17 protein-coding genes, 2 tRNA genes and 1 riboswitch are annotated in these 16,207 nt (G+C 42.8%); of the genes, 9 read left to right on the top strand and 10 right to left on the bottom strand.

The window, feature by feature from the left end; genetic code table 11:
- Window positions 1-38: 38 nt before the first annotated feature.
- A complete protein-coding gene (gene fucP / locus B0I21_RS18850; protein WP_133642047.1) occupies window positions 39-1,295 on the bottom strand; it encodes an L-fucose:H+ symporter permease in 1,257 nt (418 codons plus the stop codon).
- Window positions 1,296-1,491: 196 nt separating this feature from the next.
- On the opposite strand from fucP, the gene B0I21_RS18845 reads away from it, so the two are divergent.
- The 5 genes from B0I21_RS18845 to B0I21_RS18825 all read left to right on the top strand — a co-directional run bounded on the left by B0I21_RS18845 (window position 1,492) and on the right by B0I21_RS18825 (window position 5,278).
- Window positions 1,492-2,373: a helix-turn-helix domain-containing protein gene (locus B0I21_RS18845; protein ID WP_133642046.1), complete on the top strand. Its 882-nt coding sequence runs from the start codon at window positions 1,492-1,494 to the stop codon at window positions 2,371-2,373.
- Between the two features lie 73 nt (window positions 2,374-2,446).
- Window positions 2,447-3,037, top strand: a complete 591-nt coding sequence (locus tag B0I21_RS18840) for a YceI family protein (RefSeq protein ID WP_133642045.1) — start codon at window positions 2,447-2,449, stop codon at window positions 3,035-3,037.
- A gap of 115 nt (window positions 3,038-3,152) precedes the next feature.
- A complete protein-coding gene (locus B0I21_RS18835; RefSeq protein WP_133642044.1) occupies window positions 3,153-3,545 on the top strand; it encodes a rhodanese-like domain-containing protein in 393 nt (130 codons plus the stop codon).
- Window positions 3,546-3,550: 5 nt separating this feature from the next.
- Window positions 3,551-3,925 (top strand): DUF423 domain-containing protein, encoded by a 375-nt coding sequence (locus tag B0I21_RS18830; RefSeq protein WP_133642043.1) that lies wholly within the window; start codon window positions 3,551-3,553, stop codon window positions 3,923-3,925.
- Window positions 3,926-3,940: 15 nt separating this feature from the next.
- Window positions 3,941-4,002, top strand: a riboswitch (Fluoride riboswitch).
- A gap of 40 nt (window positions 4,003-4,042) precedes the next feature.
- Window positions 4,043-5,278 (top strand): chloride channel protein, encoded by a 1,236-nt coding sequence (locus tag B0I21_RS18825; RefSeq protein WP_133642042.1) that lies wholly within the window; start codon window positions 4,043-4,045, stop codon window positions 5,276-5,278.
- 149 nt (window positions 5,279-5,427) lie between these two features.
- Here the strand turns inward: B0I21_RS18825 and B0I21_RS18820 are convergent, their stop codons facing one another.
- Window positions 5,428-6,507 (bottom strand): hypothetical protein, encoded by a 1,080-nt coding sequence (locus B0I21_RS18820; RefSeq protein WP_133642041.1) that lies wholly within the window; start codon window positions 6,505-6,507, stop codon window positions 5,428-5,430.
- A 681-nt stretch (window positions 6,508-7,188) separates the two neighbouring features.
- Complete coding sequence (locus B0I21_RS18815) at window positions 7,189-7,875, bottom strand: carboxylesterase family protein (RefSeq protein WP_133642040.1); 687 nt, start codon at window positions 7,873-7,875, stop codon at window positions 7,189-7,191.
- Between the two features lie 96 nt (window positions 7,876-7,971).
- On the opposite strand from B0I21_RS18815, the gene B0I21_RS18810 reads away from it, so the two are divergent.
- A complete protein-coding gene (locus tag B0I21_RS18810; protein ID WP_133642039.1) occupies window positions 7,972-8,262 on the top strand; it encodes a hypothetical protein in 291 nt (96 codons plus the stop codon).
- Window positions 8,263-8,480: 218 nt separating this feature from the next.
- On the opposite strand, the gene B0I21_RS18805 is transcribed toward B0I21_RS18810, so the two are convergent.
- The 6 genes from B0I21_RS18805 to B0I21_RS18780 all read right to left on the bottom strand — a co-directional run bounded on the left by B0I21_RS18805 (window position 8,481) and on the right by B0I21_RS18780 (window position 12,797).
- Window positions 8,481-9,557 carry a glycoside hydrolase family 18 gene (locus tag B0I21_RS18805; RefSeq protein WP_133642038.1) on the bottom strand — a complete coding sequence of 359 codons (1,077 nt, stop codon included), beginning with the start codon at window positions 9,555-9,557 and terminating at the stop codon, window positions 8,481-8,483.
- A gap of 310 nt (window positions 9,558-9,867) precedes the next feature.
- Window positions 9,868-10,926, bottom strand: coding sequence for an alpha/beta hydrolase (locus tag B0I21_RS18800; protein WP_133642037.1), 1,059 nt, complete (start codon window positions 10,924-10,926; stop codon window positions 9,868-9,870).
- An 11-nt stretch (window positions 10,927-10,937) separates the two neighbouring features.
- Window positions 10,938-11,510: a DapH/DapD/GlmU-related protein gene (locus B0I21_RS18795; RefSeq protein WP_133642036.1), complete on the bottom strand. Its 573-nt coding sequence runs from the start codon at window positions 11,508-11,510 to the stop codon at window positions 10,938-10,940.
- Window positions 11,511-11,604: 94 nt separating this feature from the next.
- Window positions 11,605-12,426, bottom strand: a complete 822-nt coding sequence (locus tag B0I21_RS18790; RefSeq protein ID WP_133642035.1) for an AraC family transcriptional regulator — start codon at window positions 12,424-12,426, stop codon at window positions 11,605-11,607.
- Between the two features lie 58 nt (window positions 12,427-12,484).
- Window positions 12,485-12,670 (bottom strand): hypothetical protein, encoded by a 186-nt coding sequence (locus tag B0I21_RS18785; RefSeq protein ID WP_133642034.1) that lies wholly within the window; start codon window positions 12,668-12,670, stop codon window positions 12,485-12,487.
- 39 nt (window positions 12,671-12,709) lie between these two features.
- Window positions 12,710-12,797 (bottom strand) — tRNA-Ser (locus B0I21_RS18780).
- Between the two features lie 414 nt (window positions 12,798-13,211).
- Between B0I21_RS18780 and B0I21_RS18775 the strand changes: the two genes are divergently transcribed.
- Window positions 13,212-13,285: transfer RNA gene (locus B0I21_RS18775), tRNA-Arg, on the top strand.
- Between the two features lie 253 nt (window positions 13,286-13,538).
- On the opposite strand, the gene B0I21_RS18770 is transcribed toward B0I21_RS18775, so the two are convergent.
- Window positions 13,539-13,730, bottom strand: coding sequence for a hypothetical protein (locus B0I21_RS18770; RefSeq protein ID WP_133642033.1), 192 nt, complete (start codon window positions 13,728-13,730; stop codon window positions 13,539-13,541).
- A gap of 315 nt (window positions 13,731-14,045) precedes the next feature.
- Here B0I21_RS18770 and B0I21_RS18765 point away from each other — a divergent pair, with 315 nt between their 5' ends.
- Together B0I21_RS18765 and B0I21_RS18760 are read left to right on the top strand one after the other, a co-directional pair.
- Window positions 14,046-15,323: an aminotransferase class I/II-fold pyridoxal phosphate-dependent enzyme gene (locus B0I21_RS18765; protein WP_133642032.1), complete on the top strand. Its 1,278-nt coding sequence runs from the start codon at window positions 14,046-14,048 to the stop codon at window positions 15,321-15,323.
- A 255-nt stretch (window positions 15,324-15,578) separates the two neighbouring features.
- A complete protein-coding gene (locus B0I21_RS18760; RefSeq protein WP_133642031.1) occupies window positions 15,579-16,103 on the top strand; it encodes a YceI family protein in 525 nt (174 codons plus the stop codon).
- Window positions 16,104-16,207 lie beyond the last annotated feature (104 nt).

Raw genomic sequence — 16,207 nt, 5'->3', positions numbered from 1 at the left:
TGGTTTATTATTTTAGCGTCTTCCACGCTTATCCAGTTTTAATGTCCAGCGACAGCTTCACTAATGGCGGCTTTCCGGTTGTTCCAGGCAAATAAGGCGACTACGATAAAGCAGGCCAGCACCACATAGTACGCAATTTGAAAGCTTCCAATGGAATCTGATAGCTGCCCAAGCAGCGGCGGCAATACAGCCCCGCCCACGATAGACATCACAATCAGACTGGATGCAGACTTCGTATCGGCCCCAATCCCTTCCACGCCTACGGCGAATATGGTCGGAAACATAATTGACATAAAGAACGCGATGCCAATCAGTGCATACAACGTTGCCATACCTGTACCATAGATAACAACAACCGTCAGTAAGGCGGCGAGTATAGCATAGAGCAACAAAAGCCTGATGGGTGCGATATAGCGCATAAAGAAGGTTCCGATAAACCTACCCAACATAAAAGCCAGGCCAGCAGCGCCCGAATAATAACTGGCTTCGCTAGCGGCTATTCCAGCCACATCGGTCGCAAACATCACCAGAAAACTCAGTACACAAACTTGTGCGCCTACATAAAAAAACTGTGCGAGCACAGCCCAACGCACGTTTTTGTGCCGGAAGGCATGTATAACACCTTTTCCACTATCGCCTTCTTCTTTGATTTCAGGTAATTTTGTACATATAAACAGCAGCGTTACTGCGAGGATAATCAGTCCTATAACAAGGTAGGGACCTTTTACGGATGCTGTTTCTGCCTGTATGTAGGACAAACGCGCTTGCTCACTGAGGGCAGCGATTTCATCTGCCGTTTTGGGCTCGTCTGTCAAAATAAACTTTCCGCCTAACGTGGGTGCTAAAAAAGCGGCCAACCCGTTAAAAGATTGTGCGAAATTTAGACGTTGCGTGGCTTTGGTAGGATCGCCAAGAACAGTCATATACGGGTTTGCAGCAGTCTCTAAGATGGTTAATCCGCAAGCGACCACAAACAAAGCGCCTAAAAAGAAATAGTAATTGACGGTATTGGCAGCGGGTACAAAAAGGAAACAGCCGATAGCAAACAATACAAGGCCCACCACGATACCTGCCTTGTATCCAAACCTTTTCATGATCATGCCCGCAGGAATTGCTAACAGGAAGTAAGCGATAAAAACGGCCGAGTCGACTAAGGAAGCCTGAAAGTGCGTAAGACTAAATGCGTTTCGCAAATGCGGGATCAGAATGGGATCTAAATTGTGGATAAAACCCCAAAAGAAAAACAGGGACGTTATCAATACTATGGCTAATGTATATTTTTTGTTTTGCGTCATAAGATTTACATTGGAACTGTAAAGCTAAACTAAATGAGAACTTCTACATTGAACTATTTTACCGAATAAATAAACTATTTTATCATCTATATTCGATGTTTTATCCGTATCATTGAATAAATCAATTAGTGAATGACGATTGGCCAATCCTTATGCATTGGATCGACATATTGCTATTTAATTCTTTTTGTAAACAATGTACATACAGCGACTTCATCATAGCGCTTTACAGACGGGCTCACTCACGGTTCGTCATGACCATGCGCCACAAAATCATAACATCTGGCACTACCACGAGGAATTGGAGTTCATCTATATCAAAAAAGGAAATGGAACTTTTTTCGTGGGCGATTGCATTCAGCCTTTTTCCGATAACTTTTTGGTGTTGATTGGCTCCAATACGCCTCATTATTGGCTGTTCGACGAGCAATATGTTCGCGAGGAAGCTCCTGCTCGTGCAGACATCCATGTGGTACATTTCAAAACAGATTTTTGCGGCGCCGACTTTCTCGACCTGCCAGAGGCAGGCCTTATCAAAAAGATGTATAGAAAAGCAGGGCGGGCCATTTCGCTAGACATCAAAAACAGCTTCCTACCGCAGTTTTTCGATAGCCTGCTTCCTAAAACTCCGCTTTCGCGCCTTAGTAGTTTACTGGAAACGTTATGTGCCATCAGCGAACTACCTTCCTGGACAACGCTGGTTAGCGAGGGATACAGCAATCCCCAACAGCAGGAAGACCACGGGCGAATGAACAAGATCTTTGAACACATCCGGCTGCATTACCGCGGTAAAATTCCACTGGAAGAGATTGCCCAATTGGCCGGCATGACTTCAAACTCCTTTTGTCGATATTTCAAACAAAAGACAGGAAAAACGTTGATCCAATTTGTAAATGAGTTTCGGATCGGGCAAGCCTGCAAAATGCTGAATGATACGCGAGCCAGTGTGAAGGAAGTCTGTTTCGATTGCGGCTTCCAGAATTTCGTGAGCTTTCACAAAACGTTCAAATCCATTATGTCCACAACACCATCCAGCTACCGCGACGCGGCAAACAAAAGCCTTATGGCGCAATTTTAATTTCTTATCATACATCAATGGCGCGGCAACAGCCTTTGCTGACCTTTGTAGCAAGAAATCAAATAAGAAAAAAATGAAAAATCTATTTTCCGTTTTATTTGCGGCAACATTGTTAGTTAATGTCGCTTTTGCACAGGTAAAGTGGTCTGTTGACCCCGCTCATACCAATGTCCTTTTCGCTGTCAACCACTTAGGAATTTCCATGGTTGATGGCCAATTCAAAAAATTAGAGGGCGCCGTAGAGACAAAATCTGTAGAAGACTTTAACAATGCTACTGTTGGCTTTACCATCGACGTCAACAGCATCGACACCCGCATTGAAGCACGCGACGGCCACTTAAAAAGCGATGACTTTTTCAACGCGGAAAAATTCCCGACCATTACGTTCAAAAATGCGGTTTTGAAAAAAGCTGGAAAAAGCAAATACACGTTGACCGGTGATCTTACCATTCGTGACGTCACAAAAAAAGTAACATTTGACGTGGTACAGAACAACGGTATCATTACCGATCCATGGGGAAAAACACGCGCAGGTTTTACTGCGAAAACGACGATCAATCGCTTAGACTACAACATCAAATACAACGACAAATTGCCGTCGGGTGTAGCTGCTGTGGCGGCAAACGTGGAAATCGTTGTCAATACCGAATTGGTAAAAAACTAAACGTAGAACAGACGATTAAAGGCCGCATCAATTACGCGTTGATGCGGCTTTTTATTTGAAAAGTGTCTGCGCCTGCTCTTTCTCGTAAGTCCTGCAGATTCGCTATCTTTGGAAGATGAAAACCATTTTTCAGCTTGTTTTTTTCTTGGGCATATCGCTAGCGAGTATGGGCACAGCGCTCGCCCAACAGATCCTTCCGCCCGCGGCATTTGCTGATAGCATATCCGATTCTAGGGTGCTCGTACTTGACGTACGTTCTCCAAAAGAGTTTAAACAAGGCAGTTTGGCACAGGCCATAAACATCAATTGGAACGATACCATGCTATTTAAGGAAAACGTCGAAAAATTAGACAAGTCGCGACCTATGTACATCTTTTGCCAAAGCGGAATCCGAAGTGCCAAAGCGGCGGCGTATCTACGTGAGCGGGGCTTTACGGTTTTCGAACTCGAGGGCGGACTGCAAAAGATAAACAACGAACAAGAACAGAACCCACCATCTACAGACTAATACCTATGCAAACTATTGTTTTAACGACGGCAGCTATTTTCGGAACGTTGGCCATTATCCTGGGCGCATTTGGTGCGCATCTTTTCAAAAAATTTCTACCGGAAGACAAGCTCCAGTCTTTCGAGGTGGGGGTTCGCTATCAGATGTACGCAGCCTTGGCGCTCCTCACCGTGGGCTACAACAATGATTTCTCCCAGTCGGCACAGCAATGGGCATTCTATGGCATCGCGATCGGCACCGTGTTATTTTCATGCAGTATCTACGGACTGTCTTTCGCCTCTTACTGGAAAGTGAATCTTCGGTTCTTAGGCCCCATAACACCGTTAGGCGGCTTGCTGATGATCGTTGGTTGGGTAGCCTTGCTTGTTAGCTTCTATTAAAAATTGTATATTTGCTATAGCTGTGGCAATGATATCTGGCCTTAAGCGCTCGCAAAGCTGATGATGTCTACTTAATTTGAATAGCTCAAATCTATTGATAAGTGGAATTTTTATAGCATGGCAAACACCTTTCCTTTCGACAAAAAAATAGCCGGCAAATGGGTTTTATCCATTCTGCTGATAAGCTTTCTCATAGGTAGCACCTCTGCATTGTTTTTATATGCGCTCCAATGGGTAACGGCCTATCGCGACACGCACCATTGGCTTATTGCGCTGCTACCGTTAGCAGGCGTCGTTATTTTATGGTGGTACCAACGCTATGCTGGTGCAGCGCAAAAAGGTAATAATCTGTTATTGGAAGCCTATTACTATCCACGTATAGCTATTCCTTGGAAAATGGCGCCGATGATTGTGCTCAGCACGTTGATGACGCATCTGTTTGGCGGATCGGCAGGTCGCGAGGGCACAGCCATACAATACGGTGGTACCATTGCCAGTCAATGCAGCCGCTGGCTGTCCTGGTCGAAGCAAGAGACTCGAATTCTGCTTTTGTGCGGTATCGCTGCTGGCTTCGCTTCCCTGTTCGGCACGCCCTGGGCAGGGGCATTATTTGCGATCGAAGTGGTGCAGGTAGGCAAAGTAAGGTGGAAAGCATGGATCCCGATCGCATTGACGGCGCTCCTCTCCAATTGGGTATGTGGCCTATACGGCAGCCTGCATACTCACTACCCGATTGTGCAGACCGTTCCGAACCTTTCGCTCGCTACCGTCGGCCATCTCCTCCTAGCAAGTCTGGCCTTTGGCTTGGCCGCCAAATTTTTTGTCTTTACCAGTGATGGCTTTAGCGCCTTGTTCCAAAAAATAAAGTTTCCATTGTTGCGGCCATTTATTGGCGGATTGACAGTACTACTGATCGTGCTTTGCTTGCAAAGCACCAAACATATCGGATTGGGTATACCGACGATTCTGGCCTCTTTCGATACACGGTTGCTTCCCTACGATTTTCTTATAAAAATAGTGCTGACGGCAATCACACTGAGTGCCGGTTTTAAAGGTGGTGAGGTTACACCTTTGTTCTTCATCGGCGCCACCTTGGGCAATGCGCTCGCACTGATTATCCCTTTACCAATGGCCCTACTTGCCGCGACAGGATTTGTAGCGGTATTTGCAGGTTGCACAAAAACACCAATAGCCTGCAGCGTCATGGCCATCGAGCTCTTTGGCTGGCAGGCCGCGCTGTTTTTTATCACGGCCTGTATCGTGAGCTTCTTGGTTTCGGGAAAACAAGGGATCTACAGTATGCAAAAGATACAAAAGCCTGGACGGTTCTTTCGCCAGGTATTCCGTAGTTAGTAACCTTAAAATATACGCTGGGAAAAGCTATTGATTTTTCGTAAGGATGGAACGCGACGGCCGAGGGTTTCTTAGATATGCATAGCAGTAAACCTTAAAAGCAGGTTTACCGCTGAGTTGTTGACCGCTAAAAAGATGATTGCGTGTCGTTAAAATTGGGGCAAAGTAGAATCGTCGCGGCTATCCAACGCGAGTCCGACGGGGGTGCCGTACAGCGATGTATCGAAAACTTGATCCGGAGCCACTTCGCCGTTGTCCGTCAACCTAAATCGAAAAATCTTTTTTGTACGATCGGCAACGTATATAAATTGTCCACTTGCTCGGGCATCAATAGCCACATCAAAAGGCTGCGTAAGTTGTGAAGCCACGCCGGTAATGATGCGGGAAGGCGCAATGCTAGATCCAGAAGCCATTCCACTGAAATTGTCGAAAATAAGAATCCGGCCCGTCCCTACCGTCGTACCGTCGCCAAATTCAGCGATAGCCAAAATGTTCTTAACCGTGTCGTAGGTCATGCCATAGAGGTTTCTGGCTCCTTCAATCGTTAGCGTACGGCTAGGCGACAATCTTGCGGTCGAATCGGCTGCATTCACGCGTCTTGTCACGATGTTTTCAAACACATATATTCCCGGTGCATCGCCTTGTTTGCCGACATAGAGATTGTTGGCCCTATAGGCCGCCCCCCACATATTTAAATTGCCCGTAAAAAACTGCTTCCACGGTTTACGCATCTGCGATATGGAATTAGGCCTATCAACCACAAAGATGCCGGATCGCTCACCATCAGCATTGACAACGAAGAGGGCATCGCTAGCACGGTGATAAGCGAATCCGCGTACCTTTTTTAACAAGGAACTGGCCATCATGGCGCCATTCACCATTTGCCCTTGCGGCTGCAACGTCGTCACATAAATAGAAGAATCATTTTGCACAGTATCCCGATTAGCACTTGCCTGAATAATTGACTTCAAAAAAGGATTGAATAGAATCACTCCACCGCCACGCGCCATAGATAAATGCGCACTATCTAATCTGAAAACGGATGAATCCGCTTTCTTCATAATGCGAATGTTTGTATCGGCAATGCCCTCATTATTCGTTTGGTATTCTTCAAAGGAAACGTAAAGTCGCGATATATCGGTAATCCTCGCTGAAGGATCTGCACCCTCATCAGAGCAAGACATAGCGAACAAGGAGACAATTAAAAACGTGAAAATCCAGTATTTCATCAGCAAATACAGTTGTAAAATCTTACCTAAATAATGCCGTCAAGTTACAATTTTTTACGGTAAAAACAGAGTTCGCTAATCACTAAAATAGCAAGTTGTTGTTTGGAATACTTCCCCGTGCAGATTGCAGTATATAGCATGCTGTGTTAAACAAATTTATTTGATCTATTTTACAAGACCAATGAATTTCACCTTGCATGTCTTTCTGCCATTCCTCCGGATTAATATCCCGTTGAACACGATAGACCTCATTTTTCAAGAATTTGAATAGTAAGGTATTCAGCAGAAAAAGTGGGTGGGCCATGCTATCACGAAACAATGGAGGGACGACTGATCAAAAATTGCATAAACAATTGTAAAAATACCCAATTCAAATAAAAGTGTATTTAAAGTTTGCTTTTCTCATTGAAGAGCGCTAATTTCACCGCAGGAGTTCTTCCTCTATTCATCCTATGTTGCCCATACATTAGCATACTGCATAACACGAGCGTTTTTAGTGAAAAGTTATGACTACAATATTAGCTTGCGATGTTCCGTAAGCGCACGATAGTTCATTTTTGTTGTTTAGTAATCTGGTGAATGCTCAAACGTCCCGTTTATACGGGACGGCTGGGCCACTGGAGAGATCATTGGTGTTTCTCCATTCATATGCATGGTGCGCCACGCGATGCTGTATCCCTTTTATCTGCGCTGCTTTAACATCCAGGTGTAGATCTCGCGATTCTTTTCGTAAAGGTATTCTATTCCGTGACCAGCATTTTCTAATCGGGTAAACTTCATATTGCCCTTGCAAAATCTCAATTGGGCGGCAATTCTTTCCGTTTCTTTAATCGGAATTTTGTCATCAGCGGTACCGTGAAATGTCCAAATTGGAATATCCCGTAGGTTACAAATACGGGAAGTATCGCTATCGTTGATTCCTCCGCATAATGGGACTATTGCCGCAAAAATTTCTGGAAAATCCATAGCAACGGTATACGCACCGTAACCGCCCATACTAATCCCTGTAACATACATCCGCTTGCTGTCGATTCTATACTTTTCTGATAAATCCAGGTACAAGGAGTCAAACCAATTTTCGTTAGACCAATATTTATTGTCAGGACATTGCGGAGAAGCGATGATAAATTCAAAATCTTCGCCTTTATCAATGAGGTAAGGTAACCCATAGCCCTTCAGTTTATTCAAATCCTGCCCTTTATGTGAACCGCCGTGAAGATAAACCACAACTGGATATCTTTTTGATGTTTTTGCATAATCTTTTGGTAAATATAAAAGGTAGTTGTATTTCGCTTTAGTCTTTTCCTGCGCAAGTAATTTTGCAAATGGGATAAAAAAGCATAAGAAAAGTAGAGTTTTTAAATTCATGGTCTTTTTTTAAGGTAGTAAGTTAACTACATAATTTAACATCGCTTTTCAACAGACGATAATTGTCTTTACATTTAAATATAACAGATTTTGAACATGACACGAACTACAAAAACCATCGTTTGGATCAACGTAGCGCTAGCGCTGATTTTCATATTAACTATCTTGAACGAAGAATTTTTAAAAATAAACTTTCTAAAAGGCGTATTGACTTTTGTACACGAATTATTTATTTTTCCGATAGCTGCCATAGTAATTTTAAGCACGCTGTACGCTGTTGTTGTGGTTTTCACAAAGGAGGCTATAGCTGTAAAGATTGGCTTTCTATTGACGGTTCTCGCAACTATTTTTCTAACATTTATCTTACCGAATCTAAAAAATGTATAAAATCGTTTATCAGGGTTTTGACTTCGACCTCCCCCTGATGGACACAAAGCTATCAAGCGGACTGCTAATGCGAATTGGGCTCGAATACCGCAGCCGGTAACCAACAAAAGCAGCTTAAAAAAGCTGCTTTTGTCTAGTCAAGCGTTCGGTATTAAACCCGTAAAGCACAGCGGGCTTCATTTATCCTGAAATCACTCAATCTTTCAAACTTACCGCTATCAGTTTCTGGCAGGGTTCATGATTTGAATAGCCTGACGGGTGCTGTTAAAGGTTGGCACATGATTATAGTCCCTACTCATTCTGTAAGCACCTACTCCCGCAGTATTATTCGTTCTCGTCCAATTCGCAATGTCCCATAGCCATCTCGTCGCCCGCTCATCGCCCCCGGGCGTATCTTCACCGCCATTAGGATATATGAACTCGTCGCCATTGGTTAGCACAATTAACTTGTTTCTCTCAAAAGCATTAAGCAGTGGGTTAAGATCGGAAACTTGACTTCCGCTCCAGCGCCGGTTTCCTCCAACATACGACTGAAAGTTTACGTAATCATAATTGCTTCTAAATGGTGTGTAAATGGTGTTATAACCTAGACTCCCTCCGGCCACATCCACATCGGTGTCATAAATGTAAATTGGCTTTACGCCAGCCCTGGTTAAATTCCCAGCAAGCGCATTAGGTCCAAAATATTTGCTAATAGATGTTAACACCGCTCTGGCGTTGCTAGCTGGAGCATCACCGCCGAAAGTACCAGTCTCTATATCCACATCAATTCCATCCCAGCCCATTTCAACAATAAATTTATCGTACATGGCCTTTGCCCAGTGATCATATGTGCTATTTGCGGAAAGCGACGTTCTTTGGGTTGTGGTCGTATCTTTTTGTGATCCATCGTAAAAAGCATCTATACCAGGAAAAGTACATATTAAAATCTTTGTTCCCTTTGCTTGTAAAGCGCGCCAATGTGAAGGGTCTCTATCCCACCCGGCAAAGGCGACAACGATATCGACACTATCAGGTACATTGAGCATAGACGATGCTTCAACAGGATCGTTCCCGTCGGCAACCAAGTAACCAACGAATAACGGGTGTGGGCTATTCTTATACGCTATTAAATTTGCCAAGTAATTTGGATCGTCATTGACGGCCGCCATGCGTCCATCCGATGCATTCTCCATAGCCACACCCTGTTCAGCATTGAGCATCGATTTTTGGCACGAACTGAAAAAAGCAATGGGAATGAAAAGAACAGGAGCTATTCTCTTAATAACATGTTTAAAAAGCTGTTTTTTGATCATAATAGTATATGTTAAGTTTATAAAAATGTAGCAAATATTAATTACAACCCCCTCAACACCCCACAGAACAACATATTACACTGTAAACCAAAGTAATTCAAGTATAGGCAACTTTTAATCAATTTTCAAATTATTTAACATCAATTGTTTAAAATATTATCTAAATAAAACAAAAAAGAAAACACACATAGAAAACCGTGTAGATTTATCTGTCTTTTTCAATCAGCGTTTAACACCATACCTTCAAAATATTGTACGTACACGTGATTGTGTCAAGAACGAAAATTGCAGTAATGATCACTTCCTTGGTTTATTTGAGGTGTTGCTTAAAAAATACACCTAACTTCTCAAATGGAATGACTTCAACCTTATCATACAAATCAACGTGCACAGCATTGGGTATAATCATTAATTCTTTCGGTTCGGCGGCCATATTGTAAATATCTTCGCTAAAATAACGGGAATGTGCATTTTCGCCTGCAATAAGCAACATTGGGCGTGGCGATATTTCTTTGATGTAGGATAAGATAGGCATATTCATTAATGAAAATCCATTGGTCAACGTCCAGGCTGCATTAGAATTGATGGAGCGTGTATGAAAACCTCTATTGGTTTTGTAATAATCAAAATAATCTTTTACAAATTGCGGTTCATCACCTTTCAGTGTATCCGGATTTGGGCAGTTTCCATATGCAGGCGTTCCTGATTCTGCATCTTTCCAACGTTGCTGGCTCATTTGCTCCAATGTTTTTGTACGTTCTTCTAAGGTTACTTTATCATAATACCCTTTTGAAGAAGCACGTGGAATATCATACATACTTGTAGTAACTACCGCTTTTATCCGTTTGTCAATAGCTGTTGCATTGAGTGCAAATCCTCCAAACCCACATATACCGATAATACCGATTTTGTTTCTGTCTATGTTTTTCTGTATGCCAAGAAAATCTACTGCGGCGCTGAAATCTTCCGTATTGATGTCAGAGGAAGCAATATTTCTCGGTTCGCCGCCACTCTCGCCGGTGTAAGACGGGTCGAATGCCAGCGCGATAAATCCACGTTCTGCCATCTGGTTAGCATACAAGCCCGACGATTGTTCTTTCACAGCCCCGAAAGGTCCACTAATGGCAAGTGCAGCCAATGGTTCGCTACCGTGATTTTTTGGAATGTACAAATCCCCTGTAAGGGTAATCCCGTAGCGATTTTTAAAGGTTACTTTTTGGCGGGTTACTTTATCGCTCAAGTCAAACGTATAGTGTTCTGCTTCTGCTGTATCGCTCATTTTTTCTGAATCTTGATTGTTTGTTTGCTGTGTACAGGATTGCCCTAAAAACATCAGACTTACTACTGCTAAAATTGATAATCTTTTCATATGGCTCTATTTTAAATGGATTTCATGATTTTTGCAGGGATACCGCCTACAATCATATTATCGGGAACGTCTTTGGAAACAATCGCTCCTGCGGCTACTATGGCATTTTCGCCAATGGTTACACCTTGCAAAATGGTAGCACCTGCCCCAATCCAAGCATTCTTTTTGATGTGGATATGCCCGGCGGTCAGTGTTGCCCTCCTCCCTGGTGTCAGGGGGTGTCCTTCGGACAACAGGCTAACCTTCGGCGCTATCAGTACACTGTCTTCAATGGTAATTCCCCCCAAATCGAGAAAAACGCAATCAAAGTTGATGAATACGTTTTTACCTATTGTGGTATGTTTTCCGTAGTTGATATGTAAGGGTGTAAAAACGGTTGTCGTTTCGTCAATTGAGGAACCTGTGATTTGGCTTAATAGATCTCTTATTGTGGCTGGATCGGCTGTACTGTTCATTTGAACAAGTATCTTTTTCGTATGGCCACAAGCTTCTCCTATTTTAGCATATTGGGGGTCGCTGAATGGTACGCTTTCTTGATTTCGTAGCCGTTCAAAGATAGCTGCTGTTTTTATTTTCGTGTGCATGGCTTAGTATATGAAGTTAGCCTGCAAAATTAATAGCAAAGCCCCATAACGGCTTTGTTATGAGGCTCAACTAATCTTTCTTATAGGCTCAAATTTACAGATCTGTCGGTCGTATCCCGTACTGCTTTTTAAATGCCGTTGAGAAATGGGAAGGGTTTTTAAAGCCTACTTCCATATAGACGTCTTGTATTTTTTTCTTTTCTTCTTTTAGCTGTATGTACGCCATTTCCAAACGTTTTTTTATCAGCCATTTTTGAGGTGTGAGGTTGCTTATTTTTTTGAAATCTCTTTTAAAAGTAGCTAAACTCCGACCTGTAAATGATGCAATTTGCTCCATGGTCAAGTCATCCATATAGTTCTCGTTTAAGAATTCCAAAATATCTATTTTCCAAGGTTCGGCGAAGTCGAACAATATCGGATAAAAAGCTTCAGAATTGTTCAGTAAGGCATAAATTCCTTCTTGCAATTTCAACTGTGCCACACCCTCCGTGGGTTTGACACCCTCGTCAAAATAAGGGGTGAGCGATTGAAACAAGCTACTAATATCTGCTTTGGGCTGTATCTTAAAAACATTTTTTTCGGAAATGGGCGCAGGGTCAGGTATGTAAGATTTATTGATTTTATTATAAAAATCCCGTAACAACGCACGTTTGAATGTTAAAGAAATCCCTTTGTATAACTCGCTGCCTTTACTGTTTTTATACATCATTAACCGATGGTCACGCCTTATAAACGCACATTCGCCTGCTTTTATCGTGATCTTTTTATCTCTATCGTGAATAACCTGTTCACCCGAATACAAATACAATAATACATGTTCCGGCGTAGCGTGTATGCATTTTTCGCTGTAGTCCGAATAACACGAAAGAAATATCCCCGAATAGTTTATAGTTTTCAACGAATCTGCCTGTTCCATATAGCCTGCTATTCACTCCTATGCAAAGATAGCCATTGGTCCGTATGTTTTCTTTACGCTAAAGCTCAATAAACTTTTCTGAGCGGCTCACCATCTCGAATTTTATCGTTTGTTTCGTGGTAAACTTATCGTACAAAATTTGAATATTCTCCATACGGCATGTATCGATCAAAACCGTCGTAGCACTCAAGGAAGCTCCCGCTTGATATGCCCCGGCCAACGCTTCGGTTCGAATCCAAATCATCCTTAAACAACAAAAGCAGCTAAAAAAGCTGCTTTTGTTTGGCGGAGAGTGAGGGATTCGAACCCCCGGACCTGTGACAGTCAACAGTTTTCAAGACTGCCGCATTCGACCACTCTGCCAACTCTCCGCGACAAAAGTACGAATTTTATCAATCTTGCAAAATTTTATTTCAAAATTATGATAGCCATTAGCCTGTCCTTCGGCAAACACATTGATTGCGAACTCAATAAAAACAACGCCTATCAATATGTATCGAACCGGAATTCCTTTTTTGTACCATCCTTGCTCCTTCAAGGGCTGAAGGCCCCTCTCCTCCCACATGGATTGAGTCCTTCCGGCAACACATGCGACGACTGTTGTCGTGCCGGAATGCTTGAATCTTTGAGCACAACATCATAGCGCCATTCTCTTCCAGAGACCGCTTACCTGCCTGCTAAGTATATGTTTGGCATGCAATACGTTACTCCCAATCTGTAAAAAAGTAGCATTTTTATTTTGCAAAACAACAGTTATTATATACTTTTGTTCCACTGAAAAGGAGGCGCCAATAGCTCAGCAGGATAGAGCAACGGTTTTCTAAACCGTCGGTCAGGGGTTCGAATCCCTTTTGGCGTACTTAAAATCCCCTTCATTTAATCATGAAGGGGATTTTTTTTTGCTCGCAGAATGACGCCAGTTGATTGCTGATAAAAAAGGAATACAGGTTACATCGAGCGTAGCAGCCATCCTCGTGCACATTTTCTGTCAAGACATACGACCAAAGTTAACCCGTACAACCTCCTAAGCAGCAAGTTCAGTTTGGTACAGCCCGGTTCCGCTAATAGCGTGCAGAAAAGTCTATACAGATGGCAAACTACATGATAGCGTCTTACTCCATTCCCTTGTCGAAGGCCTGATCGCCCTCCCGCGCCTGCATCCTACGCAAGATACGAACGACGTACAGCAACGAGACACATAACAAAACGGTCAGCGTGCCCAGTACAGGGATGCTATTTGTGTTCACATTCCAAGTGAGCACCAATAATAGAAAAATCGTGGTCAAAATAATCTGTAGTTTCATAATTGTGCGGTATAGCTACTACAATGATAGCATATTTCGAACATCTCCACAAGACATTTGAAATAAATATTTCAAAATGAAAGACGTAATTTTTTAGGTAGTTCGGCACAGACATTTCCACCATTCACGAAAGAAAAACGAGCTCTTCCTAAGCGAAGTTACTCCGAAATTATAATCAACACAACGATAGCTTTCCACGAAAATGAAAACGAACATTCTTGCACTTGTAATATTGACGAGACAGGTTGCCAAAACAAAAAAATTGCTCTAAATTGTTATACGATTTCACTGCATCGCCTTTAAAACAATTAAATCATGATTGACAAAAACACCTACCCAAAATTGACCTTCAAAGACTTTGAAAACATGCCAAATGTAACCATGCTTGAACGAGCTGCAGCCTTTGATGATTTCCTAGATTACCTCGACGATAACGGCCGATTAAATTACCGATTGGTGAACCAAACGGGCTGTGCGAATGAACTATCTGTACATGGCAATGCGATTGTTCCTAACGGTGAATATGTAAATTTTGTATCCAACGATTACCTTGGCTTTACACAACATCCCAAGGTAAAACAAGCGGCGATAGACGCCATTTCTACGTATGGCACCGGTGCGGGAGCCTCTCCTGCTATTGGCGGCCATTACAGTTACCACCAACTGCTGGAAAATAAGATAGCTCAATTTTTCGGAAAAACGGATGCCATTCTTTATACCACGGGCTACACGGCAAATAGCGCTACTATACAAGCACTTTTAAAGAAAGAAGACATCGCCATATTGGACATGGCCGTGCACGCCAGTATCTATGAGGGTTGCCTAACGACCAATGTGAAAACTTTTTTGCACAACAACATGGAGCACCTAGAGCAGGTACTCAAGCACAGTCAAAATCAATACCGAACTAAAATGGTCATCATCGATGGTGTGTATTCGCAGGATGGAGACATCGCAAAAATTAAGGATATCCTGCAGCTTGTGAAACGTTATGGGGCCTATCTGCTGATTGATGATGCACACGGTGTAGGCGTACACGGCAACACTGGTCGAGGGATATTGGAGAAGGAAGAGCTCCTGAAAGACGACGATATTATTATCACTGGCGTATTCAGCAAAACATTTGGGAGCCTTGGCGGATATGTCGTCGCACAACCCGAACTGATCAGAATGTTGAAGTTCCAATCTCGGCAGCACCTCTTCTCGGTGAGCATGCCACCATCGCAAGCAATGGCGGCCGTGCAGGCCATGGCCTTGCTGGATGAAGAGCCGCAATGGCAGGCGCAGCTGTGGAGAAATATAAACTATTATAAGGAAGGGCTAAAAAGTATAGGATTCAATATTGGGAACACAGAATCGGGCGTGATACCGGTAAAAATAGGTGATCCGACCTTGACGGCAAAGGCAACAAATATGCTATTCTCAAAAGGTATCTACTCCAACTGCATCATGTATCCTGCTGTGGCAAAAAAGGATGCTCGAATACGCATGTCCATGATGGCAACACACAGCATTGCACAACTAGACCAAGCGCTCAATGCATTCGATCTCATGAACGCCAAGCTGCATATCGCCACAAAGCCCAATTTATAAATCCGCTAGCGCATGCTCAACACAAGAAGATTTTTTTTATTAAAGCCAACACGGAAGCTCACTAACTGATGGACAGCCTTATAGATAAAATTCCGCGCAAAATATACGAGGTAAGATGTGTATTTCCTGCGCAGAATACTATATTAGCTAAAACAAAAATGCCCTATACGTATGTTCTACTATTGTATATCAACGTATCAATTCATTTTTTTTAAACATTAGTAAAGGATAAAAGTAAAAAAAGACGACAATAATATGGCAACGTGGAATTTAGATAAAGCACATAGCGAACTTGAATTTAAGGTAAAACACATGATGATTTCCAATGTGAAGGGACAGTTTCAGGACTTTAACGTCACCGTGGAAGCAGATTCAGCAGATTTGACGCAAGCACAGGTAACTGTGGAGATAAAGACCAGCTCGATAACAACAAAGAACGAACCGCGTGACCAACATTTAAAAAGCGACGAGTTTTTCAATTCGTCCACCTACCCGGAAATTACCTTTGTTTCAACAGAAATAACAAAGGTAGACCAAGATGAATTTACACTCTTAGGAGATTTGACTATTAAGGGTGTCACGAAACCTGCTGTTTTTACTGCCGAATTTGGTGGTTTGGCGAAGGACCCTTGGGGCAATCAAAAGGCCGGATATACTGTCTCCGGGAAAATTAACCGTCAAGATTTTGGGCTGACCTGGAACGCGGCCTTAGAAACGGGGGGCGTGATGGTGAGCGAAGAAGTAAAATTCCATGCCGACGTTCAATTTGTACTGGCATAAAGCAACTTAAAAATACCGTGTAAAAAAGCAAGACAAGAACGTCTTTGCAAATAGGATCAATAACGACGAAGCAATCTCGCTTTAGTAAAAAATAGATTGCTTCG

Origin of the sequence: Sphingobacterium paludis (assembly GCF_004364125.1) — a bacterium.
Classification (GTDB): Bacteria; Bacteroidota; Bacteroidia; order Sphingobacteriales; family Sphingobacteriaceae; genus Sphingobacterium; species Sphingobacterium paludis.
This window is presented reverse-complemented; position numbering and strand designations above follow the sequence as displayed.